General features: G+C 42.0%; 29 protein-coding genes. All 29 read left to right on the forward strand.

The window, feature by feature from the left end; genetic code table 11:
* Positions 1 to 13 precede the first annotated feature (13 nt).
* The 29 genes from CXF70_RS11615 to topA all read left to right on the forward strand — a co-directional run bounded on the left by CXF70_RS11615 (position 14) and on the right by topA (position 25030).
* A complete protein-coding gene (locus tag CXF70_RS11615) occupies positions 14 to 328 on the forward strand; it encodes a transglycosylase (protein WP_101802810.1) in 315 nt (104 codons plus the stop codon).
* Between the two features lie 191 nt (positions 329 to 519).
* The gene (locus tag CXF70_RS18535) at positions 520 to 651 is read left to right on the forward strand and encodes a hypothetical protein (RefSeq protein ID WP_255400088.1); all 132 of its coding nucleotides are present in this window, start codon (positions 520 to 522) and stop codon (positions 649 to 651) included.
* Between the two features lie 97 nt (positions 652 to 748).
* Complete coding sequence (locus tag CXF70_RS11620) at positions 749 to 1525, forward strand: scaffolding protein (protein ID WP_233208625.1); 777 nt, start codon at positions 749 to 751, stop codon at positions 1523 to 1525.
* Between the two features lie 18 nt (positions 1526 to 1543).
* Positions 1544 to 1915, forward strand: coding sequence for a head decoration protein (locus tag CXF70_RS11625; RefSeq protein WP_101802811.1), 372 nt, complete (start codon positions 1544 to 1546; stop codon positions 1913 to 1915).
* 35 nt (positions 1916 to 1950) lie between these two features.
* Complete coding sequence (locus CXF70_RS11630) at positions 1951 to 3021, forward strand: major capsid protein (RefSeq protein WP_233208626.1); 1071 nt, start codon at positions 1951 to 1953, stop codon at positions 3019 to 3021.
* 49 nt (positions 3022 to 3070) lie between these two features.
* On the forward strand, positions 3071 to 3373 hold the full coding sequence (locus CXF70_RS11635; RefSeq protein ID WP_101802813.1) for a DUF7210 family protein: 303 nt from the start codon (positions 3071 to 3073) through the stop codon (positions 3371 to 3373).
* A gap of 9 nt (positions 3374 to 3382) precedes the next feature.
* Positions 3383 to 3760 carry a hypothetical protein gene (locus CXF70_RS11640; RefSeq protein ID WP_101802814.1) on the forward strand — a complete coding sequence of 126 codons (378 nt, stop codon included), beginning with the start codon at positions 3383 to 3385 and terminating at the stop codon, positions 3758 to 3760.
* A complete protein-coding gene (locus CXF70_RS11645; RefSeq protein WP_101802815.1) occupies positions 3757 to 4074 on the forward strand; it encodes a hypothetical protein in 318 nt (105 codons plus the stop codon). The genes CXF70_RS11640 and CXF70_RS11645 overlap by 4 nt, the downstream gene beginning before the upstream one ends.
* Positions 4067 to 4534, forward strand: a complete 468-nt coding sequence (locus tag CXF70_RS11650) for a hypothetical protein (RefSeq protein WP_101802816.1) — start codon at positions 4067 to 4069, stop codon at positions 4532 to 4534. Before CXF70_RS11645 ends, CXF70_RS11650 begins: the two co-directional genes overlap by 8 nt.
* On the forward strand, positions 4531 to 4947 hold the full coding sequence (locus CXF70_RS11655) for a minor capsid protein (RefSeq protein ID WP_101802817.1): 417 nt from the start codon (positions 4531 to 4533) through the stop codon (positions 4945 to 4947). The genes CXF70_RS11650 and CXF70_RS11655 overlap by 4 nt, the downstream gene beginning before the upstream one ends.
* Positions 4948 to 5517 carry a hypothetical protein gene (locus CXF70_RS11660; RefSeq protein ID WP_101802818.1) on the forward strand — a complete coding sequence of 190 codons (570 nt, stop codon included), beginning with the start codon at positions 4948 to 4950 and terminating at the stop codon, positions 5515 to 5517.
* 71 nt (positions 5518 to 5588) lie between these two features.
* On the forward strand, positions 5589 to 6002 hold the full coding sequence (locus CXF70_RS11665) for a hypothetical protein (RefSeq protein WP_101802819.1): 414 nt from the start codon (positions 5589 to 5591) through the stop codon (positions 6000 to 6002).
* A gap of 50 nt (positions 6003 to 6052) precedes the next feature.
* Positions 6053 to 6292, forward strand: a complete 240-nt coding sequence (locus tag CXF70_RS11670) for a hypothetical protein (RefSeq protein ID WP_101802820.1) — start codon at positions 6053 to 6055, stop codon at positions 6290 to 6292.
* A gap of 11 nt (positions 6293 to 6303) precedes the next feature.
* Complete coding sequence (locus CXF70_RS11675; RefSeq protein WP_101802821.1) at positions 6304 to 9111, forward strand: phage tail tape measure protein; 2808 nt, start codon at positions 6304 to 6306, stop codon at positions 9109 to 9111.
* 17 nt (positions 9112 to 9128) lie between these two features.
* Entirely contained in the window at positions 9129 to 10568 is a 1440-nt protein-coding gene (locus CXF70_RS11680) for a distal tail protein Dit (protein WP_101802822.1), read from the forward strand.
* A complete protein-coding gene (locus CXF70_RS11685) occupies positions 10565 to 13348 on the forward strand; it encodes a phage tail spike protein (RefSeq protein WP_101802823.1) in 2784 nt (927 codons plus the stop codon). The genes CXF70_RS11680 and CXF70_RS11685 overlap by 4 nt, the downstream gene beginning before the upstream one ends.
* Positions 13349 to 13359: 11 nt before the next feature.
* The gene (locus CXF70_RS11690) at positions 13360 to 13629 is read left to right on the forward strand and encodes a hypothetical protein (protein ID WP_101802824.1); all 270 of its coding nucleotides are present in this window, start codon (positions 13360 to 13362) and stop codon (positions 13627 to 13629) included.
* Positions 13630 to 13761, forward strand: coding sequence for a hypothetical protein (locus CXF70_RS18540; RefSeq protein WP_255400089.1), 132 nt, complete (start codon positions 13630 to 13632; stop codon positions 13759 to 13761). It begins immediately after the preceding gene.
* Between the two features lie 48 nt (positions 13762 to 13809).
* Positions 13810 to 16581 (forward strand): hypothetical protein, encoded by a 2772-nt coding sequence (locus CXF70_RS11695; protein WP_101802825.1) that lies wholly within the window; start codon positions 13810 to 13812, stop codon positions 16579 to 16581.
* Between the two features lie 84 nt (positions 16582 to 16665).
* A complete protein-coding gene (locus CXF70_RS11700; protein ID WP_101802826.1) occupies positions 16666 to 17355 on the forward strand; it encodes an acyltransferase in 690 nt (229 codons plus the stop codon).
* A 154-nt stretch (positions 17356 to 17509) separates the two neighbouring features.
* Positions 17510 to 17752: a hypothetical protein gene (locus tag CXF70_RS11705; RefSeq protein WP_101802827.1), complete on the forward strand. Its 243-nt coding sequence runs from the start codon at positions 17510 to 17512 to the stop codon at positions 17750 to 17752.
* Between the two features lie 69 nt (positions 17753 to 17821).
* On the forward strand, positions 17822 to 18175 hold the full coding sequence (locus CXF70_RS11710) for a hypothetical protein (protein WP_101802828.1): 354 nt from the start codon (positions 17822 to 17824) through the stop codon (positions 18173 to 18175).
* A 24-nt stretch (positions 18176 to 18199) separates the two neighbouring features.
* A complete protein-coding gene (locus tag CXF70_RS11715; protein WP_101803044.1) occupies positions 18200 to 18469 on the forward strand; it encodes a holin in 270 nt (89 codons plus the stop codon).
* Entirely contained in the window at positions 18469 to 19635 is a 1167-nt protein-coding gene (locus CXF70_RS11720; protein ID WP_101802829.1) for a LysM peptidoglycan-binding domain-containing protein, read from the forward strand. The genes CXF70_RS11715 and CXF70_RS11720 overlap by 1 nt, the downstream gene beginning before the upstream one ends.
* 127 nt (positions 19636 to 19762) lie before the next feature.
* Entirely contained in the window at positions 19763 to 20449 is a 687-nt protein-coding gene (locus tag CXF70_RS11725) for a hypothetical protein (protein ID WP_101802830.1), read from the forward strand.
* 1 nt (position 20450) lies between these two features.
* Entirely contained in the window at positions 20451 to 21191 is a 741-nt protein-coding gene (locus tag CXF70_RS11730) for a Panacea domain-containing protein (RefSeq protein WP_101802831.1), read from the forward strand.
* Between the two features lie 55 nt (positions 21192 to 21246).
* Positions 21247 to 21612, forward strand: coding sequence for a YhjD family protein (locus CXF70_RS11735; protein WP_101802832.1), 366 nt, complete (start codon positions 21247 to 21249; stop codon positions 21610 to 21612).
* Positions 21613 to 21953: 341 nt separating this feature from the next.
* Positions 21954 to 22859, forward strand: coding sequence for a DNA-processing protein DprA (gene dprA, locus CXF70_RS11740; RefSeq protein ID WP_101802833.1), 906 nt, complete (start codon positions 21954 to 21956; stop codon positions 22857 to 22859).
* Positions 22860 to 22960: 101 nt separating this feature from the next.
* Positions 22961 to 25030, forward strand: coding sequence for a type I DNA topoisomerase (gene topA, locus CXF70_RS11745; RefSeq protein ID WP_101802834.1), 2070 nt, complete (start codon positions 22961 to 22963; stop codon positions 25028 to 25030).
* The last annotated feature ends 8 nt before the right edge of the window (positions 25031 to 25038 follow it).

The following is a 25038-nucleotide window of genomic DNA, read 5'->3' on the forward strand; positions in this document are numbered from 1 at the left end:
GGAGCTGGTTAACATGGAAGCCACATGCGATAAATGCTCAAGGAAATTTGAAATTAAGATGAAAAAACGTACTCACGGGATTGACATAACTGAGCACTACTTCATCTGTCCTAAATGCAAAAAGCGGTATACCTCTTATGTGACGGATCAAAAAGTTAGAAGCCTTCAAAAGGAAGTTCGAATTTTGAGCAAAGAATTAAGAGAACATGCTGCATACAGTTCTCCAGCCACGTACAAGGAAAAAGTCGATGAAGTAGATAAAATGCATAAAGAAATAAAAAAGGCCATGGAAAAACTTAAGGCTGATATTACTAAACCGAAAGAGTAGGTTCCATAGTTTTGAAAGGGGTGATGGATTTGTTTTCTTGCATGTCAAAATCATGAAAGGCTGGTGATCCACCATCTTCGAGCTATCGGTTAAATAGCAAGGGAACGCAAGCCATCGTTTGGGGCGACCGCATGACACGGGACTGGCTGGGTTAGCGTGTCACTAATTCTGTTAGAAGGAGTGAGTGATATATGGTACCAGAATTAAATGGATTCTATCCAGGTTCATACGCAGGAGCTAACTTCTTGCAACCACAAAACAATAAAAAGTGGTTCAAAGAAACCATGCAAAAGAACAGAAAGCACCGTCCGAAGAAAAAGTAGTTCAATAATAAGATCACATGCCCAAACCTACTGATGGCATTAATAAAAGCTGCTATGGAATCTATAGCCACACTGACGGCTTTAAACAGGAGGAACTATGAAACTATACATGTTAATGATCTTCGCATTCATCAAAGGGCTTTTTGTTAGAAATAAAGATAACCATGTTGATTTCTATCCTAACGAACCACTGAAGCTAGACCTGCAATTCTTTGCTGATTCAGGTGACGGTGGAGATGGCGCAGGCGCTGGTGATGGAGGAGACGGCGGTGATGGGACCAACGGCGGCTCAGGTTCAGGTGATGGCGTTGATAGTAAAGACAAGCCATTCGCTGAATTCAAAACCAAAGACGATTTCAATAAGCGTCTTAGTCGAGCAGAAAAAGCGGGTCAAAAAGCTTTAGCGACAAGCCTTGGCTTTGATTCAGTCGAAGCAATGCAAGCTGCTATTAAGCCTCCTGCAGATACGAACAAAAAGCCGGGTGATTCCGGAGAGCCTAACATTGATGAAATCGTTGAAGAGAAGTTGAAGGGCGAGAGGGAGAAAACCTTTAAACGCTTGCTGAATTCCGAGGTTAAATTGGTGGCAAATAAACTCGAATTTGCTGATTACGAAGATGCGCTTGCCTTAGCGGATCTATCGGCTGTTAAAGAAGATGACAAAGGCGACCTTGTAGGAGTCGAAGCTGCACTACAAGCATTGGCGGATAAAAAACCACATCTGCTCAAGAATACAGGTGGCAATAATTTCGGGGCTGATGTAAACAACCAGAAGAAGCGGACTGAAAAAGAACGCTTGGAACAAATTAAGAAAGAAGCCCAATCACGTGGGGTTTCTGTCTCTGCTGCAAACGATCCTTGGAAACGCAATTAAGAAACGGAGGAACTCTAAATGAATTTAAACCCAAAAGCACAATTCATCGTATCGGATGAACCTGAAATCCTAGCGAGCTATGAAGTGGTTCGCGAAGTCATTAACGGCATCACAATTGATTCAAGTGCAGTAACGGCTACGGATGGCAAGAAGACAATCCAGAAAGGCATGCCTTTAGCCAAGCTTGCAAATGGTAAGTATGTTCCATATAACCCGGCAGGAGTAGATGGTTCACAAAGCCCTTCTGTCATTTTGAAAGCAAGTGTAGATGTGACTGATGGTGATCATGTTGTAGGTGGATACGAAGTCGCGAAAGTCATCACTGAACGGATTCCAGTTGCTGTTGATGATGCACTTCGCGGGAAAATGCCGCTTATTACTTTCTCTTAATCAAATCAAATTTATGAAACGGAAGGATGGTTTTAATGCCACCAGAATTATTGAATCTTGAACAAGCTCTTTCAAGTACTGAGCTTTTAACTTACTCACGCAATATTGCTACACCGAATACGTATCTATCTGATCTTTTCTTCCCGGCCCGCGAAACTTCTGAACTGACTGTGGATGTCATCCGCGAAGGTTCACGATTGCCGGTAATGGCCCAAATTGGTGAACTCGGAACTCAAACAGAATACGGCAGCCGCGAAGGAATGACCGGTCAACGTGTTCAAATCCCTAAAATCCAGCGCGGTCGTGCAATGGATGAGAAATTGGTTCGTTTGCTATTACAAAGCGGTCTCCGTTCAGGTGAATTATCTGAAATCCGCCGCACACAGCTCGATGATGCAGCTTATGCAGTCGACGCAATCAAAGCTCGTAAAGAATGGATTGCGATGCAAGCCATATCAACTGGTAAAGTTTCATACACAGAAGGCGGTGTGATCTTCTCAGCTGACTTTGGCTATGAAGATACTCAGAAACCTGTACTTAGCGGTACTGATCTATGGTCTGACACAGTAAATGCCACGCCGCTTGATGACATTCGTCGCTGGGTTGAAGAAGCTGCAGACAAAGGCATTGTCCTTTCACGAGCAATGGCTTCACGTAAAGTCATTGGCTTCTTGCAACAAAACCTAAGTGTGCGTAAAGCCTACCACGGTGATCCGTCAGGTACGGCCAACCCGCCGCAATTGAGCCCAGGGCAGCTGGAGACTTTGTTGGTTTCTCAAGGCTTGCCGCTTGTAATTGCTTACGATGCTCAGGCTCGCACTGAGAACAAAGCATTATCAAACGGTAAGGTTAGCTTCTCGTCGGTTCGTATGATGCCGCAGGACCGTTTTGTATTGCTTCCTGATGGCGCTCTTGGTGATTACCTGTGGGCGAAAACTACTGAAGAAATGATGAATGAAATCGATGCTGTTGATACAGACGAAAACGGAATTTTTGTTTTCCGCAAAGTCAATGAGCATCCGATCCGTGTGGAAACAATCGGTGTAAACCTTGCGTTCCCGGCATTCGGTCAAAACGATTCAGTAGTAGCTGCTACAGTCATTTAAGGAAGGCCCCTTCTTGGGGTCTTACCTATTTTAGAAAGGAAGTGTCCAGATGGATCTTAAAGTTTCTGCAAATGTAAAACATAATGGCAAATGGCATGAACCAGGCAATGAATTGAAAAAAGTAAAGAAGGAAGACGGCGAACGTTTAATTTCTCTTGGTATTGCTGAGGAAATCAAAGAATCCGAAGCAGACAAAAAGGCACGCCTCGAAGGTGAGCGGCAAGCGGCAGAAAAAGAGAAAGCCGAAGCTGAGGCAAAAGCCGCTGAAGAAGCCGCTAAAGCTGAAGAAGAGGAAAAAGCAAAAGCCGAAGCAGATAAGAAAGCATCGAAAAAAGACGAATCCGGAAAGTAGGTTTTAATAATGCCTACAGTTGAAACTGTGAATGTATGGATAGCATTAAATATTCTGGATTCCCAGGCTTGGGACGAAGCTATTAAGAAAGATTTAGCGGTAGTCCAAGCTTCGCGGAATTTAGTCCGTTGGTATCCAGAAGAGCCTCTAACTGATGAAACTGTTGCCTACCAATCAATCTGGGAGTTACAAGGACTAGATCCAGCTCTTAAATACCAGAAGCAGGGTGTTAAAGCAGTTACAGACTCGGGTGAGAGAATTGATTACAGCAAACGAGATAAGGTTTCACCGGATGTCCGAGACCTTTTGGGAGTGCCTATCTTTGAACTTGCTGCTTCAGAAGAAGACGAAGTACTTCCACCACAATTTGGCGGTAGTTTGTTATGAGTCTTTTTGGATATCCGGCAGATATCATTCATAAGAAAGCCACGGTTGATGCTTGGGGAAGAGTCAGCTGGTTCGTTGATGAAAGTAAAAAAGCTAAAGTTATTGAAGAACAGAAAATCATTAAAAATGCTCAAGGTGAAGAAGTGCAGTCAAATATTGAAATTCATCTAGAAGGTGCTCAAAAAATCGGTGCAGCTGATCAGTTTCTTTATAAAAATCAAATGGGAAAAGAAATCACCATTCGTCCACTTCATTATGAAATCAAAAAAGTATTGGGTACCGATGATGTGAAAAAGGTGATTGTTTATGGCTGATAACGGATTCTCTTTCGAACTTTCAGGTATTGATGAAATGACGGATATTCTGAACCAAGAAGAAATTGCTTTCTTTAAAAACCTTGATAGAGTTTTAACTCGTTTGGCTGAAAAGGTCATACAAGATGCTCGGCGTTTGGCGCCTATCGATTCAGGAGATTTAGAAGCAGCACTTGATATTGGAACTGTGAAAACAACTTTAGCCACCACTTTCATCGACTTTGGAGTAACGGTAAGTCCAGAAGTTGCTCCTTATGCTTGGGCGCAACATGAAGGATTCCGTAAAACAAAATCTGGACAAGTGGTAAATTTCACACCTGGACCAGCCACGATGAGTAAAGGGCCGCATAAAGGCTTTATGCCAGGTAAGAAGTTTTTGCAGCATGCCATAGAAATTAACGAACAGACCGTATTGAGGGAGTTGGCAAATGCCATGGAATTTGGAGGTGGTGTTATTTGAGTGGAAAAGAATTTATTGCATACTTAACAAGTTTGAATTTCAATGTTTTCCCCGACGCTAATCACCTTCCAGATGTGGATGAAAGTCAGTTGCCTGCCTTATTTGTTTTCAATACGGGTGGTTATAGCAGCGACCCGGACTTGCCCATTCAATATCCCTCTTTTCAAGTAGTAGTCAAAGGGAAGAGTCACAAACTAAACCCATTGGAAATGGAAAAGACCGAAGCGTTGGCGAAAAAGTTAATTAACAGTCTGGACCAGAAAACAAACTACCGGATAGGTGGAAACACTATTTACTACAGTCGAGCTCAACAATCTAATCCAATTCCAATTGGATTAGACATTCATGACCGGCCAACATTCTCGACGAATTTTAATTTCAAGCTACAACCTAATGTGAGAGGAGCAATATAAATGGCAAATAATCAATACATCGATGTACCACTCGGCCCAGGAATCGTAGAATATTACGATGGATTAGAAGGAGCAGATCCTACAATTTTCGACATTACAAAAGGTGGTATTGTCTTTTCTTCAGCATCGACAAAGCACGATGTTACGGTAGATCAATACGGTGACACGATTGTTAAATCTGTTTTTAAAGGACGTTCTTGCCAAGTGGTAATTCCCTTCGCACTAAACGACCTAAAGAGAATTGCGGCGGCTACACCTAATAGTGAATACATCGAAGATGCAACTGATCCGACAAAGAAGCAGTTGAAAGTGTATTCGCAAGCTGGCCATAATATGACGAAAAATGCACGTAAATTAATTGTGAAGCCAACTGATCCAGAAGCTACACCAAACGATTGGATTACAATTCCTTTAGCCTCACCAATTTCTGATCCTGAATATACTTACAATGCTGAAAATGAACGTATTGCGAATTTAACGTATGTAGGTTATCCAGACTTATCTCAAAAAGGTTTGTTGTATGTAATGGGAGATGTTACAGCAATTCCTGCTGCGCCAACCACACCTTAATAAAATCAAATTGAAGAAAGCCTTCCACTTGGAGGGCTTTTTTATTATTCCTTAAGAAACGGGTGAAATAAATGAACGCATTAAAGCACTTATTAACTAATAAAGATGTGGTCTATTTAGGGGATAAAAAGGCGCACGTTAAAAAGTTGACGCCTGCACTATGGAAAGAAGTGTTCTCGGCAATTGATATGCTTCCGGGATTAGCTTTTCAAGTTATCACAGCTCCCAAAGCAAACTTAACCGCTTATCTGATCGAAGCTTTTGATCTAGCGCTTGAAGAAATGATTGAAATCGTTTCGAAACTTAGCGGTATTGAATCAGATTATTTATTCAATAATGCTGGATTAGATGAATTGATTGAATACGTATTTTATACGGTTAAGAAAAATCGCCTGGATGAAGTTTCAAAAAACATAAAGGGCCTTCTGCCAAAACATCAGGTGGACCAGCCGGAGGAACCGGAAACACGGGAGAAGGCCGTTTAACTACTGATGACTTTTTATTGAATGCCAGTTCGATATTAGGGGTTACGCAAGTGGATATTGAAAACAACTTTTATATGGTAGATATTCCAGTATTAATTGAGAAGAAAAGGACCGAACAAAATCTCGAGAAGATCACTTTGCTGAATCTGATGATGGCTTCCAATAACAGAACGATGGAAGACAAAGAGTACAGAAGCTTTATCAAGCCTTTCCTGCCTAAAGGTTCAACGGCAGATATGAATAAATTCGACCGCGGCAAAGTGGAACAACTGAGAAGTATGCAAGGGTAGGAGGTGGAGAAATGTCGGCAAGTATAGGTGAATTAAGAGGGCGAATTACGATGGATGCGTCCGGGTTCAGAGAACGAATGGGTGAAGCCCGTTCAGAGTTGAGCAAGACATCCAACTCCAGTAAGAACCTGACGCGTGACTTCGAAGGCATTCAAAAAGCTTCTTTAGTTGTCGGTGGTGCAGTCCTTGCCGGTATTGGTGGATCTGTGAAAATTGCTGCAGATTTCGAGAAACAAATGAGTCGTGTAAAAGCTATTTCGGGGGCTACGGATTCCGAGTTTCAAAAGTTAAAAGAAACTGCTATGAACTTAGGTGCTACTACATCTAAATCCGCATCAGAAGTTGCAGTTGGTATGGAAGATATGGCTGCTATGGGCTTCAACGTTAATGAAGTAATGGCTGCTATGCCTGGTGTAATCAGTGCAGCTGAGGCATCAGGATCGGACCTTGCGTTAACATCCGGAATTGTGGCATCAGCATTGAATGCATTTCAAATGGAAGCTTCAGATGCATCGAACGTAGCTGATATTTTAGCTATGACCGCGAACGTTTCCGCAGCAGGCATGGAAGACATGGGCTATGCATTGAAATATGTGGGACCAGTAGCAAGTGCTCTTGGAATATCTCTCGAAGAAGTATCTGCAGGTATTGGGGTAATGACCAATGCTGGTCTCGATGGTTCTTCAGCAGGTACAGCTTTACGAGCGGCTTTACTCGCTTTAAATAATCCGGCAAAGGCACAAGAAAAAATCATGGACGAACTCGGTTTCTCTATGCGAGATGCAGAAGGGAATGCTAAAGGTCTATCGGAAATCGTGAGGGATCTTCAAAAAGCGACAGAAGGTATGACAGAAGCAGAAAAAGTTGCTACTGTTGCGAAATTAGTAGGTACTGAAGCGTCAGCAGGAATGATCTCGCTAATGGCCGCTGGACCTGAGACTATTGATAAAATGACTGAAAGTCTTGAAAACAGTGCAGGAGCTGCTAAAGAAACTGCAGACATTATGATGGATAATGTTCTAGGTGCCTGGGAGGAATTTGGCGGTGCAATGGAGACTCTTGGAATAAAAATCGGAGATGAATTCTTACCGATATTCAAGGAAATCATTGAACTTGGTAGTGAATTTGTTGAGTGGATTAGTGAATTTGATGGAGAAAGTATTAAATTGACTCTATCTTTTGCGGCCATAACTTCAGGTATTGCACTAGCCCTTTCTACACTCGGTAAATTATCTATTGCTCTATCTGCTTTTGCTCTTACACCAGTTGGAGCAGCCGTGATTGGTATTTCATTATTAAGCGGAGTAGTGGGGACGGCTATATTAGCGAAAGAAGGCATGAATGAAGTGACGCTAGAAACAGCCGATGCGCTTGTTGAGGAACAAACACAACTCCAAAATAGCGTTGCTCGATTTGATGAATTGAAAGGATCTATGTCACTTACTGGTGACGAGCTTCAACGATTTGTTGATATTAATGCCCTGATGAAACAAACCACAGACCCTGCTATCCTTACGGCTTTAAAAGACGAACAAGCTGCATTGCTTGAAAAATCCACTTTAACTAATACGGAATTTGACGAATTTCTACAACTCAATAATGATCTGATTGCTGTTATGCCAGAGGCTACTGTAACAATTAGTGATCAAGGTTATGCATTGTTGGACTCTACTGATGCCGCCAAAGGGTTGAATGCAGAGATGGCACGCAAGATTGAGCTTGAGCTAGAAGCACAGTTAGCAAAAGCGGAAGCTAATGAAGCGGAAAATCTACGGACTCAGAAGCAGCTGCAAGAAGAGATTAATGGGTTGGCTGAAAATAAAGGGATTCTTGATCAAACAATATTGACTGCGCAAATTTCGCTTAATGATTATCAAAGGCAGTATAACGAAGCGAAAGCAGCAGGAGACGATCGTGAAGCAGTTATGTTGGAAGGGAAAATATCACAGCAAGAAGCGGTAATTGAAGGCGCCAAACGTGAGAAAGCTGAAGAAGCTGAATTGATCATTAAAAAAATGGAAGAACTTGACCTAACTAATGAACAGATAGGCAAGCTTCAGGAAGCTAAAGACAAGATAGCTGAGATTACACTAGCGCAAGTTGGTTTAAACTCTAAAAAAGGTGAAGAACTTGAAGCCATAGATAATGCAAAGCTTAAATTAATACAAGAACGCCGGGAACTTGAAAAGAATACACCTGTTAGCGCAAGGAATACAGGGGAGTATCGACAAGCTGTGAACGCAATTAACGATAAGATTTCTGCGCTTGAAACTGCTAGGCAAAAGGTGTTTGACATAACTGGCGCAGCTGGTGCAATGAATGCTGAATTAGGCAAAGGCATCTCAAAAACCGTAACGATTCGAACAGTCGGCGGGACTGCAAGAAATAAAGGCGGTCAGTCATTAAAACGGCTGCCGGATCTAGATTACCATTCAGGTGGAATTGCAGGTCGTCCATCGTTACCTAAATTGCATTCAGGCGGTCCAGCTTTCAGCGTAATGGATAGTTTAAACTCCATGCTTAATGCTCCAATGCACAATGAAGTTGATGCGCGGTTACTTAGAAATGAAATGGTGCTGACTGAATCTCAACAAGCGAATTTGATGAGGTTCATTGATGCTGGTCATACTCAGAATACGAATGAAGAAAACGGAATAGAAAATACCCGGGAAATCGTTCAGACGCTCCTAAGAATTGCGGAAGCTACGGAAGCGGGTCATGACATTGTAATGAGTGAACGAAAAGTCGGACAGATGGTAGCTCCATACGTTAAGGAAAGCCAAAAATTGAAACAGGAATTGAAAAGCCATCATAGCTAAGGGAATGAGGTGATATTATGCATGGCAGAGGAATGAGTTTTGCAGGTGAAAAATGTAAAGGTGTTTCAGTAATCTCGCTTAAAGTCGGAAGAATAGCGCCTATACGTAGGAAGACTATTATGGTCCCTGGTCTTCCAGGAGGAAAATCAAGAGGTTACGAAACCGGAGTTAGACCGATAACCGCAATAGTAGAATTAGAAGCTTCGTCACACGACGAATGGCTCGATATGTTGGATGAGTTAACCGGCATGCTTGTTCAGGAAAAACCTCAATCACTGGAATTTGAACAAGAATCGGGACGGATGTACATGGCCGAGCTTGATGGTGATATTGAGACTAGAGAAATGAATTCATATGGGCAAGTTACGTTAAATTTCATCTGTGCAGATCCACATGTTTATGGCAGTCAAAACATCGATTACTTCCAAAACGGGATTGTAACGATAGCTAATAATGGAAATGCTGAAGTTTCTCCGGTTTATGAAATCGATGTGAAAGAGGATATTACTCACTTGGATATCATTTCTGACAAAGCTTACTTCCGAATCGGTGAACCAGCTCCAATTTCTTCACCAGTATATAACAGAACCACGTTAATTCTTAATGACACGATGCAAACAATGTTAGGGTGGAGTGTTGCAAGCACTGTAGACAATGGCTATGTAGGCGGAACGATGATTGCTACCCAAGCTGGATTTGAAGCACAAAATTTCGGTGAGGCTATAGAACCTCACGCTTGGCAAGGGCCCTCTGTGCGCCGATCATTACCGGAACCAGTTCAAAATTTCCAAGCGGATATTCCAATCGAGTTGCTCAATGTTTCCAAGGAGACTGGAATGATTGAAGTCTATTTTCTAGATGCATTTAGTAATACGGTTGCAAAGATTGGGATGGAAGACGTTTGGCGTACTATCAAAAGAAACCAATCAAAATTTCAGTTAGGAAATGTCGATGGACGCAAAGTTGAAAAGCACCAATCGGCTGACTATCCGAATAACTGGAACAACTTTAAAGGCATCATTCGTCTATGGCGGGATGGTAATCGATTCAGACCTTACTTTGCACTTGTCAATTCAAAAGGCGTCCATAAAGAGATATCTAATTGGTACGTTTATACAGACAAAGCCAATGAATATATGAATGAAATCACTCAGATTCAAGTCGCCATCAGAAAATGGCCGGGTACCAGTACGAGTCAAGCCGATATGAGAATTGGCGGCTTAAAAGTGTGGAGATTGAATGATCCTCCAGAAGGCATTCCAGTCATGGCGAAAAAAGACGATAAAATCGTAATCGACACGATTGAAGGTGTTGTGATGATCAACGGGGAAGTCCGAGAAGACCTGAAGGACCACTTCAGTGATTACTTTGATTTGCCAAAAGGAAGAACAACTCTTGTTATGCAACCTGATGATAAAGTTGAGGGACGAGTGATTACCAGGGAGAGAAGCCGATGACCAAAATCATAGCGATTGACCCGCAAACAAATACTCGGCTTGGTGAATTGAATAACCGTGGGCACAGAACGTTCTTCTTTGATGAACACATCCATCAGTTGGTAGGCGAACATTCTTTCACATTTTCGATGGACTCCCATATTAAGGAGGCTGAATTTTTCTCTAAGCGAGGACGCTTCCTTATACCATCTGAACGAAATGGATTTCATGAATTTATCATTCACAAAACTCAAACAATCGACGATGAAAAAACTGTTATAGGAACAGCAGCTTACACAGAAATGGATACTGCTTATATAGTTGGTCCCGGAACCTATACAGGTACTCTGGAAGAATTGGCTAGCGAAGTTTTGCAATATACAAAATACAGACTTGGAGTCTTTCAAGATATTCGGATCCGTTCAGTTGTTGTAGAAGAACACATGGGAGCATATGCATTCCTGCGGTTATTAGCTAAGACCTTTGAGGTTGAAATTGATGTTCGGATAGAGTTAAGTGGAACAAGATTTACTGGCAGATATGTAGACTTCCTGGTGCGAATTGGCGAAGAAGGAGTTAAGGAAGTTGTTTATGGACGGGATTTGATCAGTACTAATGTAATTGAGCATACCGGCCGTATTGCCACACGCTTGATTGGTATCGGACCGACAAGAAAAGATGGCACCTATCTTACTTCGATTGTAGAAAATGAGGAAGCTTTCCAAAGGTGGAACGATCAGAATCAGCATGTTACTCGAGTTTATGTGCCAGAGAGCAACGATGAAGAGATGACACAAGAACGGTTGGATCAACTGACAGAGACAGAGCTTAACAAACGAATTGCGGCTGTTATGGAATATGAGATTACTGCAGCTTCCATAGAACAAACATTCAAAGGTGAAAAGGTAACTCTCGGGTATTCTTTATTTATAAAGAACCCTCAGTTCTCTCCGCCGCTTTATGCTTCTGCACGTGTAATCGGTATTAAACGTTCGATAGTCAATCCTGACTTGAAGACGTATACCATCGGAGAAGTGGAGACGTTTTCAGAAGAGGATGCCAAGCGTACATTTAGAGCCTTACAGCGACTTTATGGCGTGAAGCTTATTGAAAGTGATATTCCTCCACCAGGACAACCCAAAACCGTCTGGATAGATACAAGTTTTAAGGCAGACACTGTTCTGAATGTGCCTCACACTTTCGACTTCCAGACAAACACATGGAAAAAGTTTGCACCATCAAGTGCTGCTGAAATTGGCGGTGTCGTTGTTGGCAAGCAATACAACGGTGTCACTATGTCGCCGGAGTTCGGTTTGACGATTGATCGAACAGATGGATTGGTAAAAACCGAATTCAATGCGACTAGAGGAATTTACATTCAATCTCGACCAACTGATACTGGTGAATTTCGCGATGTATTCTTTGTAGACGAATTTGGAAACCTGACATTTGCCGGCATTATCCGTGGCTCTGAAATCATTCTTGGCGGCGAAGATAACAAAGAAGGAATCTTGCAGGTGCTGAGTGCTACGGGTGAACTTTCATCCGAACTGCGAGCCGGTTACTTCGGAACAGAAGAAGCGCGTGTCGGTTATCTGGACGCACCAAACAAACTGGAATACGCAGATTTTCGTGGAATGATGTTGACATTCTGGGTTGCTTCGGAAGCGATTGATGGTGTCCAGCCGTCAGACGAGAATACCGGCACCGAAAGATGGGATGCCCCATTACGAACAATACAGGAGGCCGTCAATCGCATCCCTAAAAGTTTCGATGGCAGTGTTCGGATTGTATTGGCGTATAACCATGATTTCCATGAGGAGTTAATGGTCGCGGGTTTTATTGGAAATGGTAGCATCACCATTGACAATGACGGCGGACAGAATACGGTTTTCGGGAAAATCACTGTACAACATAACAGCACTTCGGTCTATCTGGATCGTTTGAAAATTAATGCGACAGACACCTACGCAGCCGTCGATTATAGTTTTGGTGCAGGCGCAGTTCGGGATTGTGAAATAAACGGTGTTTCTGGCGGTACACAAATCGCTGTTCGGGTGGGAGCTTTAGGGCATGTGGATGTGGATAATACCGTGGTTAATAATATCGATTACGGAATAAGTGCAGCGCAGGGCGGTTCTGCCCATGCTACAAATATGAGTGGAACCGCTAAAAAATTTGCGTTCCGAGCAATTGGAACAGGTAGAATATCGGGCGCAGGTACAGCGCCAACAGGAGAGCTTGCTGATTATGATGAATATCAAGGCGGCACAGTAAAAGGATCCTGGACATTCCCAATACCGCCAACACCACCAGCACCAACACCAGTCGAAGCAACCAAAACATATTCAGCCAATTCCGGATCCGGTACATGGCGAGCAGACTTCGGCGGCTTATGGGATTCTGGTTCCAATTACGGAAATGCTGTAACACAAGGCTCCTGGTCGGGATACGGCCCATTTACCGGCGCCTTCATCTTTGGAACGGCACCATCGAGTGATGTGACAGGTAAAACCATCAAGAGGATCCGATTACAAATCACACGACTTTCTGGAGGAACGTATGCCGCACAAAACGTGGTCATCCGTCCGCACGGGTCAACAAGTAGGCCCTCGGGTAACGTATCTCTGCAGTCGGTCAATTACGCAGCTGGCATCAAGGTAGGAGAAACTCGCTGGATTACGTTACCTTCTTCGTTTCACGCAGGCTTTCAGAATGGCTCTTATAAGGGACTTGGAATCAATGGTGGCTCATATGTCAAATTGAGCAAGACGGCACGACTGGAAATAACCTATGAGTGAGGAGTACTAGTATGAAAACTTTAAAGGTTGCTGACAAAGTATACGAGGCCGAAAAAATTATTAAGACAGAGACCGATATCATCGGTTATACAAATGGTCATGAAATCTTTAAGTTTAGCGGGGTTCGAAATATGGATGTTTTCATTTTGGCTAACGGAGCTGAGTGGGACCAACAAGCTTTAAGTGAAAGAGAAGAATTGGAAATATATAAGAGGCGGCTTGACGAAATGGAAAACGCTCTTTTGTCGCTTATCGATATGTCACTCATGGGAGGGATATAAATGTACGGATTCTTACTGAACATGTGGATTATGAAAAAAGTTGATGAAGCTTATATTAGTCGCTGTGTACCTAAGTTTTTAACAGAAGCAGAAGCAGATATGATATTGGCCACACCTCAACAAACAGCCTAAGCACCTTAACTGGGTGCTTTTTTATTTTGACAAAAAAGGAGGTCAATTATGATAAATAGAGATATAACCCGGCTTGATATGGTTAAAGGGGCAACAGTTTTACGACAAGGACACTTTGACACACTTGCTTTCACGCCAAGGAATTCAGAAGGTGAAGTTGTTGATCTATCCGGGAAAGTCATCAATGTAAAAATCATCGGACAGAAGGGAATTGTATATGAGACTTCGGGTAGCTTTAATGTAACGGATAGTACCTTACAATTTTCAATTTCTGAGAACATAGGACATGGTGAGATGTGGATGGAGATCACTGTCACAGATCCTGCTGATGCTACCTATCGACAAAAGTTCCCAACCAGTGAATATGAAGGGAAACTATTCTTCATAAGAAGTTCTGATGACCTGGATTATGTTGGTTTCAGTGGCAAGACAGTTGCTCAATTCGAAGCAGCTCAGACAGAGTTTACAAATAAGATGCAGCAAGATTTCGATGTTGCTGTAGCAGCTGTAACTCAGGATAGTGAGGTCGCTTTAGCACGAATGGGTGAGGCTAGTCTACGTGCTTTCAACCAAAAAACTACCGAGAAGTTGGCAGATAAAGCAGAAAAAGAAGAGGTTCGACTAAATACCGATATTCAACCAATCAACGTCAACGAAATGGATACTGAAACAAAACAACTTTTTACAGGAGGAGCAGTTGCGGTTGTCGGATTAAACGCAGTAGGTTCTGAAAACGTCAAGCCGAAAGCGATAACACCAGAAAAGTTATCATACAGCGAACTGCTAAGCAATTTCGAAGAGTTAAACTTGCCACAGGGGCAGAATTATCTAACTCAAGATGGATTTACGAAAGAAGTAGGACACGTTATCTTAAAAGAGCCTATGATCGCTAGTTTTGTGAAAGGGGCTAATGTAGACTATATCTCGTTTACAAAATCAACAAGATTCCCGAACGCTGTCGCATGGCCAAATAAATCTATGGAGAACACTATGGTATTAGGTGAATTTGATAAGGGTGAAGTCCGCATTATTAATAACGGATGGGACAGATCAGAAAATGCCGGATATCACGCTAAGAACTCTACTACTTTGTTTTTATTTATAACAAAGGATAGGTTTGCAACTGAGGTAGCGATGAGAGAGTATTTTTGGACTAATCCTATTGGCGAGGTTTATTATAGCTTAGCCGTACCAGAGGTTACTCCTTATCCTTATGACTTATCGGCTAACACAAAATCAATCATCGATTTAAAAACCCTGCCTGAAATAGATTTTTCAGAAGAATTCGCAGAACTTGATTTACCTCAAGGCAGGAATTCATTTACAGCAGATGGCTTTGTAAAAGAAGTTGGCCGAACTTTGTTAAAAGGTGATATAGTTAGTTCGATTACGAGAGGGACTAACGTGGATTTGTTGGTAATATCAAAGACCCACTTCCCTAATGCTGATTTGTGGCCGGGAATTAACGCGCTAAACACATCTGTAACAGGCGAATTCGATAACGGTGAATTCGAATTGGTGGCTTCGAACTGGGATGATATCGCTCGCATTGGATGGCATACCAAGAACGCCAATAATCTTTATCTCGTAACAGAAAAAAATAGGTTTTTAATGTTAGATGATGCCAAAGATTTTGTGGATAATGCAAATATTGAGGTATTCTACACGTTATCGGCACCCGCAATTGTTCCTTATCCGGAAAACATGGCTAACATCACAAAAGAAACAATAAAGCTAATGGTTCGAACGGAGAATGCAGCTCCCCAAGAAACAGGAAGCAAGTTGTATGAAAATTTACCGATAAATAAAGTGACAGAGTATGAAAATCAAAATGTTTTAGAGGTCACGCATGACGGGGTTGTGTATTGTTACGAAGGATTGACACTTCAAAAAACAGTCGATTTCATAACATTCGAGACCCTACACACATTTCCGAATGGCTTTGATTATGTCTTTAAGTTGCAAAACGGCAGTATCTTTGTAGTTTTGGACAATGGTAGTATCTGGTTAAGTGATGAAACTGAAGGGAACTTTCAATTATTAACTAGCGAACTTAGTGGGCAAGGGCATCATACAAACACGTCAAGGGCGTATGTGTATAACAATATATTGCTGGTGGGAGAGTATAAACTGCCTGTTGGTTCATTGGGCAACAAAGTATTTATCTCAACGGATTACGGAAAAACATTTAAAATCAGCCTATTGCCAGAACAACTTGAAGTGATTGACCATACCCATTCAATTGTATACGACCCATACGAACAATTAATTTGGGTTGCAACAGGTGATAAGTATGCAAGTCAGCGAATTTATTGGACAAGGGATTTCGGGGATACATGGGAAACTCATGCGAAGGGTCGATATCGCATGACTACTATCATCCCCTTGCCGGATTGCGTGTTATTTGGAACGGATGAAGAAGAAGTCATTGGCACGTATAAATATGAACGACAAAGCGAAGGAGTTACACCCGCTAACTTCGTAGCGCATCTTGACTTCAAGTATTTATATGCTCCTGGTGAGTATATTTTCGGATGGACTTCTCAGCCAAGCATCGTCCACAATACGGCATCGCCATACGCATATTTTGGTAGTAGAATTTCGCACGATTATACAAGCGTGGGAACTGGTAAGATTGGTGTTTTCAAGACAGACGGAAAAGATTATTACACACTATGGGAGTTTGATGGCGGGGATAGGCAAACGCCTTATGGAGTGTCTTCTGTGCACGGTCCAGATAAAAACGGACGAGTTTTTGTTTTTTGGATAGATAACACTGCAATAGATGGAGAAAAACACCGCACTATTGTTTTCGAGTGATTTTAATACATTTTTAAATTTTCAATAAAAAAGACCCTCGTATATGTTAGTATTAGGTAAATAAATGTGCGAGGGGCGTTTTTTTTGGAGTTTAAAAAATCGTTAAAAAAGAAAATAAAAAATAATTATGGGTTATGGAAAACGGCTTCGTTTTTACAGCACGGACTTCCTAAAAACACCAAAATTATTAAAGGCAGTAACAACAAGTTTATTAATGAAAAAGCATTTTTAAGGAATGTGAGAATAGATATTGTTGGCGACTCAAACGAGGTAGTGGTAAAGAAAGGCGCAAAAATATCAAACGTAACAATATTCATGCGGGGTACCGGTCATAAATTAATTATTGGGGAAGAATGTATTATCAAATCGGGCGAGTTATGGTTTGAAGATGAAAACTGTTTAATTTCAATCGGCGCTGATACTACGATAGAAAATGCGCACATCGCTGTAACCGAGCCTAATTCCAAAATAGAAATAGGAAACGATTGTATGATATCGTCTAGTGTTGATATTAGGAATGGTGACTCTCACTCCATTCTTGACTTAGAAACTAATAAAAGATTAAATTACGCGAAAGACATTCGAATTGAGGATCATGTGTGGATTGGAGCGCATGTCGAAATACTGAAAGGTGTCAACATCGGATCTAATAGCATCATTGGCATCAGGTCACTTGTGACAAAAGATGTTCCTGTAAATAGCATAGCTACAGGACTGCCTGCAAAAGTTGTTAAAGAGTCGATAACATGGGATCGCAAAAGAATTTACGAATGAATACATGGCAGTAGGAACCAACTTCTCGGTAGTGACAATTTCGGTTTTACCCTTAAAGAGTGCCTAATTTCAGGTGCTCTTTTTCCGTATCCACAGGACAAGGTTTTTTCGAGACTTATGTCGAATAAATCAGTTAGGGGAAAGGGGCATCAAAATGCAGGTACAAATAAAAGAAAACTGGGTCTTCTATGACAAGCCGGAAGACCGGTGCATTATCCGGTTTGAACAAAACGGCAAGGAAGTTGTGCGGATCGTTTTTAACTTTGATGAAACCAAGCAAGATTATATCGGTGGCAGCCTGGTCGATTACTATCCGATAACAAAAGTGGAAGAAAGACAATACCTCATCGAAAGACGAGAGCAAGCGATGATCCGCACGAGAAACTTAAAATTATAAGCATTTACCGAGAGTGTCCACTAGGGCGCTCTTTTTGTTTTGCGAAGACAGAGACAGAGGGGGTTAAGGATGTCAGGGACAAAAGGAGAGGATCTATCCATGTTTGATACAGTCAAAGACCACGGTGAGCGCATTATTGCTTTGGAACAGCGGATGGAAAAAGTGGAGAATAATTACGTCAATCTTGAAAACACAATATGGAAAACCAGTCAATCCACACAAGATGTTTTCCGTGACACAATCAAAAACCAATTCGAATTGATCAAAGCGCAATCGGGATTTAAAAACGAAGAAAATGCGAGAAGGCATGAATTAAAGAAAACAAAAACCGAGAAGTTTTGGGAATACGCGGGGAAAGTAACTGCCCTGCTATTAAGTTCCGGCAGTATCTTATATGTAATTTTGGAAATGGCATCAAAATAAAAGGAGGAATTTATTATGAACGCAATGACAGAAATTCTATTACTGGTAACGATATTAACACCGATCATCACAGCACTAACGGAAGTTGTAAAAAAAGCGGTGAACACGCCGCTTAATATCGTGCCGGTTATTGCTTTGTTTATCGGCTTGTTAGTTGGTTTTGCTGCAGAACCATTTAGTGACTTGGAATTAACTTTACGCTTATGGGCTGGTGCTCTTGCTGGGCTGACGGCCACCGGATTATATGAAGTCGTGAAGCAGCGCGATGGTGAATCGAAGGGGGAGAAATACTAATGAAGAATTTCAAAGCGTTACCGAATTTAGTAGACTTGCGAAATAGCCTGCCGAAAGCTCGGAACTACGGTCCGCGGAACAAGAAAATCAGCACCCGGGTATGGCACCACTCCCTTACGCTTTCGCACTTAACTGGATCCGATGCAGCTAGCTTTGCCAAATACCACATCGAAGCGAACGGCTGGCCAGGGGTCGCTTATGCAATCGTGATTGAACCGAAAAATGTGATTGATACACCAGACGGCAAACGAGCACGTATTGTTTGGGCACATGACTTCGACCGTCGCACATATCACGCCGGTAATGCAAATGACTATTCATTGGGCATCTGTGTGGCTGGAGACTATCGGAATGAAAGGCTGCCGGATTATGTGAAAGCGACCATCGATGAGCTGCAGGCGGCGCTTGAAGCTGATGAAGTTGGCTATGAAGATAAATCACATCATGAAATGCCAGGGTATTCTTGGAAAGCGTGCTGTGTATTCGACTACAAGGCAACATTCAAGTTCCTGGACCACAAAGCACCTGTAACTGCAGTACCTGGATTCTATACGATTCAGGAAGGCGACACCTTCTGGAATATCGCCAATAATCTGGAAGGCATCGAAGTGGCGGATCTAATTGCTGCTAACCCGACGGTCGATTATAAGAATCTGAAAATCGGACAGATCATCAAGCTTGGCCAAGCGAAAGGTGCCGCAGTGAAAGAAGAAGTGAAGCAAGTCTCTGCACCGGCACCAAGAGTAGAATTAAAAGAAGGTCAGTCTGTTACACTGAGCACATCTGCCAGCAAATACGCCACCGGCGAATCGATTCCTGCCAGCGTGAAAGGCAGAAAGTATACTGTGCTGCAGGTTAAGTCAGACCGTGTTCTATTGAAGGAAATTCTTTCGTGGGTTAAGAAAACAGACGTAGCAGCTAAAGCAAAAGCAACAAAGGAATATGTGCAATTGCCAAAGTCCGCGGCCACTTGGAGAACGTACAGAACAAATGTGCAACCAATAGCTGAAAACAGCGACTGGAGCCTAACTCCTCAACGATTCGGGGGATTAGAATATGAAGTACTGGGAAAACCAATGTCGAATGTCGTGACAATCAACACGAGCAAAGGCAAACGTAATATTTATGTTGCACCGTCCACCGGAGCGAAAATCATTAAGAAGTAAGTAAGATGCTGAAAGCCCTCGTCCACATCGGCCGGGGGCTTTTTTTATTTGACTAAATATATGAATTAGTTAATTTGTTGTTTATAATAGAGAAAAGTTGCCGATATATTTATTGCGGAGGTGTAATGTGAAGACAGAATTAGTCGATATCAGTTCACTAACGAGTTTAATAACACATATGAACTTACTACATAATACACACTCGAAAGCCTGGCTGGATCCAATTGCTAATACCTATAACCTTAAAACCAAACAAATTCGCCACGTTTGCTCAGCTGTATCAGATTCAAGTGATGAAGAAAATTTGATTCTCGATACAAAATTCCTCAACTATATGGATGATTACTGCGAGGGATTAATTCCTGTTTTATATGATCCAGCTATAGACTTCTTCGGATTAGAATTTGATATGAACATGAGAATTAAAGCACCAGACTCAAGAGTAGCCAAACTCCTGCATTATATGAGTGATAAAAATGAAAAAGGCAGAGTCAATATTAAGAAATGCTTGAATGATTTATTTGGTGTAAGGGTATGGATAGAGAACTTCAATCATAGTGACGCCGTAATTAAAGATATAAGCGAAACGGTCGGTATAGAGTCATTTAGAATCTATAACGCATCTAAAAATGATTACAAAGCAACTCATGCATATTTTACAAATGGCAATAATCAATATTTTCCTTGGGAACTGCAAATTTGGAACCCGGAAGATACAGAAAGTAACATTTGTTCGCATTCTATACATAAACAAGGTTATACTAAGTGGGTAGAGAATTATCATGATCTACCGCGGATAGAGGAGGTTAAATGAAATGTATAAACACTTCATCGCAATAGCCAGCCTATATACCAAAGGATTCCGAATTGCTTGGCATTATAGTGAAGATAATTTTGAGACAGCCACTGTTCAAAAATTTCTTAGCCAATTAAAAAAGAAGCATGGAGATATTAAGCTTGGTGTACACAAAATCGTAACAGATTCGCCCGAATGGGAGTCTGTAGTGGAGTCGGATTCTTATTTTGCAGGAATAATTGTGACTCACAACAAAGAAGAGTTTATCGACTTAATCACAGCTGAGCAAAAACTTGGTGCAATAGATATCGCGAAATATATATTAACTGTATCACCAATGAGTCCTTTGAAATTACAAAAATTGTTGTACCTGTCATATGAAAAGTTTCTGATAAAAACGGGAGAGCAATTATTTAAAGATCCAATTTACGCTTGGAAACACGGACCTGTCGTAGAGACGGTTTATGATTTCTTCAGGGAGTATGGCTCACAGCAAATCCCTTATGAGGAAGATGACAGTATTATAATTAATTCATCTGATTTAAGTGTAAGTCCATCGTTCATGAGGGTTTTGACCTCTGAGCACGGAGCTACAACAATAAATGTTATACATGATGTTTTAATGAAATATTGTGATTTGACAGCTTGGCAGTTAGTTGACCTTACTCATGAAGAAGGAAAACCTTGGTTCCAAGTATATAAGCCTGGTTCGAACAAAGTGATCACAGATGAAGTGATTCTTGCATACGCCCAGGATTAAATTGCTCCCTGCATAGGGGGCTTTTTGTTTCACTAAATTTCTGGAGGTAAACTCAATGAGCGCATTAATGTCCAGAGACGATATCTATCACTTCGAAAATTTCATCTACTTGCCGATGGTCTTGACTATCTTATTGAAGGACCGAGAGCGTATAGAAAAAGGCGACTTCAAATTACCTGGGCCGTATCTGCAACTGATTGATCAAGCGGTGAAAACGGTGGAGAAAGATTTGCGGGAAACGAACGCTTATATTCGAGAACGGAAATATAAGGTGTTGAAGATCGAAGAAGACGATTTATTCATCGTGTATGAATTCCACTTTAGAGGCTACGAAGAAAAGCGGAAGTACTTGAAGGTCCGTTTGCGCAATCGGACCGAGGAATTGCTGGCAATGTATTTGCAAATGCAAGGAGATTTATAATAAATTCGCACAACTCGCACATATTCTCGCACATCATTTACGGTTATTTGTGAAAGTTTACGAAAGGCGATTGAGTTTCTACTATATAATAGTCACGAAATAAAAACTTATGAATGTGAATATGAAAAACTCTAAAAACCGACATACATACGACGCTTGTAAAACACATTAATCATTTGAAACGCGGAACCTTAATTGGTTTCGCGTTTTTGATTTTTTGCTTTTCCCAACGAATAAAGATAATATTCCAACAACTGTTTACATGATCTCCCAGTCAGGCTACTATTAAGCTTAAGTCGCACTTCATCTTTGTCAGGCATCCAAAAGAATGGAGGAACTTTATGGATTCATTGTTTGAACAAAGGTTGATGGCGCTGCATTATGTTTACCCCAGACCACTCGATCGCTTAAAAAGGCTGATGCTCGATGATCCGGCACTGGAATATCTGGAAAGCAGGCCAGCCTGGGAAATCAGTCAATTGCTCGGCATAAAGCCGGAAGCGGCGGCGAATCTGAAAACCGCTTACAGAAAATCACTAAACACCTCCTATTCTGACGTGTATGAAAAGCATAAGATAATCCCCATATCTTATAACCATCCCAATTACCCGCAAAGTCTTTTTCAATTGATCGATCCACCATCCATCATTTATGCCAAGGGCAATATAGATTATTTATTGGATGAAGACCGGCTTGGTGTTATCGGCGCCAGAAAAGCTTCAAAATACTCACAAAAAGCGATGGATAAGATCATTCCGGATATTGTGGCAGCGGGTTTTATAATCGTCAGCGGATTGGCTAAAGGCGCCGATGCGATGGCGCACCGGACTGCTATAGCTTGCGGCGGCAAAACAATTGCTGTTACCGGCAGCGGCTTTATGCATCCGTATCCGAAAGAGAACGGTGAATTGAATATTATAATAGAAGAAACTCAATTATCGATAACCGAATATCCGCCTTATATACAGCCGAAACGCTGGAATTTCCCGATGCGCAACCGCATCATCAGTGGTTTGGTGAAAGGGGTTTTGGTCACGGAAGCGGAAGTGAAAAGCGGTACGCTCAGTACGATTGAACATGCCCTTGAACATGGCAAGGATATTTTTGCGGTCCCGGGGAATATCGATTCAGCCCTATCGGCTGGTCCGCATAAACTCATTTATGAAGGTGCAAAACCAGTTTGGAACGCACTTCAGGTGCTGGAAGAATACCGGGAAATTCAGGTTCTAAATAAGTCGATAAAATGAAATGCCTTGCATTAACACAAAAACTGTTATACATTTTGCATAGGTATTTCTTATTTATACAATATGTAAAAGTTTAAGAAACCTCTATGAGGAGGAGTTTTATGTCGGATTTTTTAGTGATTGTGGAATCGCCAGCAAAGGCGAAAACAATCGAGCGTTATTTGGGCAAGAAGTATAAAGTCCGCGCGTCTTTAGGGCATTTGCGTGATTTACCCCGCAGCCAGATGGCTGTTGATGTGGAAAATAATTTTGAACCCCGCTATATTACGATACGGGGGAAAGGCCCAATTCTTCAGGATTTGAAAAAAGAAGCGAAAAAAGCGAAGAAAGTCTTTCTCGCGGCTGACCCCGACAGAGAAGGGGAAGCGATTGCCTGGCATTTGGCAAATGCACTCGGCGTAGATCTTGACTCGGATTGCCGTGTTGTTTTCAACGAAATTACAAAAGATGCAATTAAAGAATCGTTTAAGCAACCGCGCAAAATCGATATGGATCTTGTCGATGCACAGCAGGCAAGACGGGTTCTTGACCGTCTCGTCGGTTACAGCATCAGTCCGTTATTGTGGAAAAAAGTGAAAAAAGGATTATCGGCGGGCCGTGTGCAATCAGTGGCGCTTCGCCTGGTCATCGATCGTGAAAATGAAATAAAAGAATTCGAACCGGAAGAGTATTGGTCTATCACAGGTGAATTCGAAAAAGCGAAAAAGAATTTTGAAGCCCAGTTTTATGGGAATGCAAAAGAAAAAATGAAATTGCAAAATGAAGATGATGTCAAAGCGGTCATGGCGACGATGAAAGGCAAGAATTTCACTGTCAACCGCGTCGTTAAAAAAGAGAGAAAGAGAAATCCATCCCCATCTTTCACAACATCCTCTCTGCAGCAGGAAGCAGCAAGAAAATTAAACTTCCGTGCCAAGAAAACCATGATGCTTGCACAACAGCTTTACGAAGGTATAGCGGTCGGCAAAGAAGGGATTACGGGTCTGATTACGTATATGCGTACGGATTCAACACGGATCTCAGATACAGCCAAGCAGGATACCATCAAATTCATCGAAGAGAAATATGGCTCTGAGTATGTAACAAAAACGGCTGCAGCAAAGCAGTCATCCAAATCACAGGATGCCCACGAAGCGGTGCGGCCGACAAGTGTGATGCGCACTCCGGAATCATTGAAAAGTATCCTGTCCCGGGATTTATATCGTCTCTATAAATTGATATGGGACCGTTTTGTAGCGAGCCAGATGAGTCCGGCTGTACTTGATACGGTAATGGCGGAACTGCAGAACGGAGAAGCCGTATTCCGCGCCAACGGGTCTCAGGTGAAATTCCCTGGTTTCATGAAAGTTTATGTTGAAGGCACAGATGACAAAACTGAAGACAAAGACAATATTCTTCCTGAAATGGAAGAAGGCGATAAAGTCAAAGCTGTCGCCATCGAACCCAAACAGCATTTCACGCAGCCGCCGCCAAGATATACGGAAGCGCGTCTTGTGAGAACGCTCGAAGAATTGGGGATAGGCCGCCCGTCAACTTATGCGCCAACGCTGGACACGATCCAGAAACGCGGCTATGTAACGCTTGACGCCAAACGGTTTATTCCGACTGAGCTTGGGGAAATTGTCCACAGCCTTGTCCTGGAATTTTTCCCGGATATTCTGAATATCGAATTCACTGCTAAAATGGAGCACGATCTCGACAGTGTCGAAGATGGCGATGTGGAATGGAAAAGCATTATAGCGGAATTCTTCAAAGACTTCGAAAAAGACGTTGAAGTCGCTGAAAATGAAATGGAGAAAGTCCAGATCAAAGATGAACCTGCTGGAGAAGACTGTGAACACTGCGGATCGCCGATGGTCTTCAAACTTGGCCGGTACGGCAAATTCATGGCCTGCAGCAATTTCCCTGAATGCCGCAACACGAAAGCGATTGTCAAGCATACAGGTGTTACATGCCCTACATGTAAAAAAGGTGAGATTGTCGAACGGAAGAGTAAGAAAAAACGCATCTTCTATGGTTGCGAACGTTATCCTGAGTGTGAATTTGTCTCATGGGATAAACCGATAGAGCGTCCATGTCCGAAGTGCAGCAGCCTTCTGGTTGAAAAGAAAGTGAAAAAAGGCGTCCAGATCAATTGTGTAAATTGTGATTATCAGGAAGAAGTACAATAATTAACTGA

The organism is Planomicrobium sp. MB-3u-38 (genome assembly GCF_002836425.1).
In the GTDB taxonomy this organism is placed as follows: Bacteria; Bacillota; Bacilli; order Bacillales_A; family Planococcaceae; genus Planococcus; species Planococcus okeanokoites.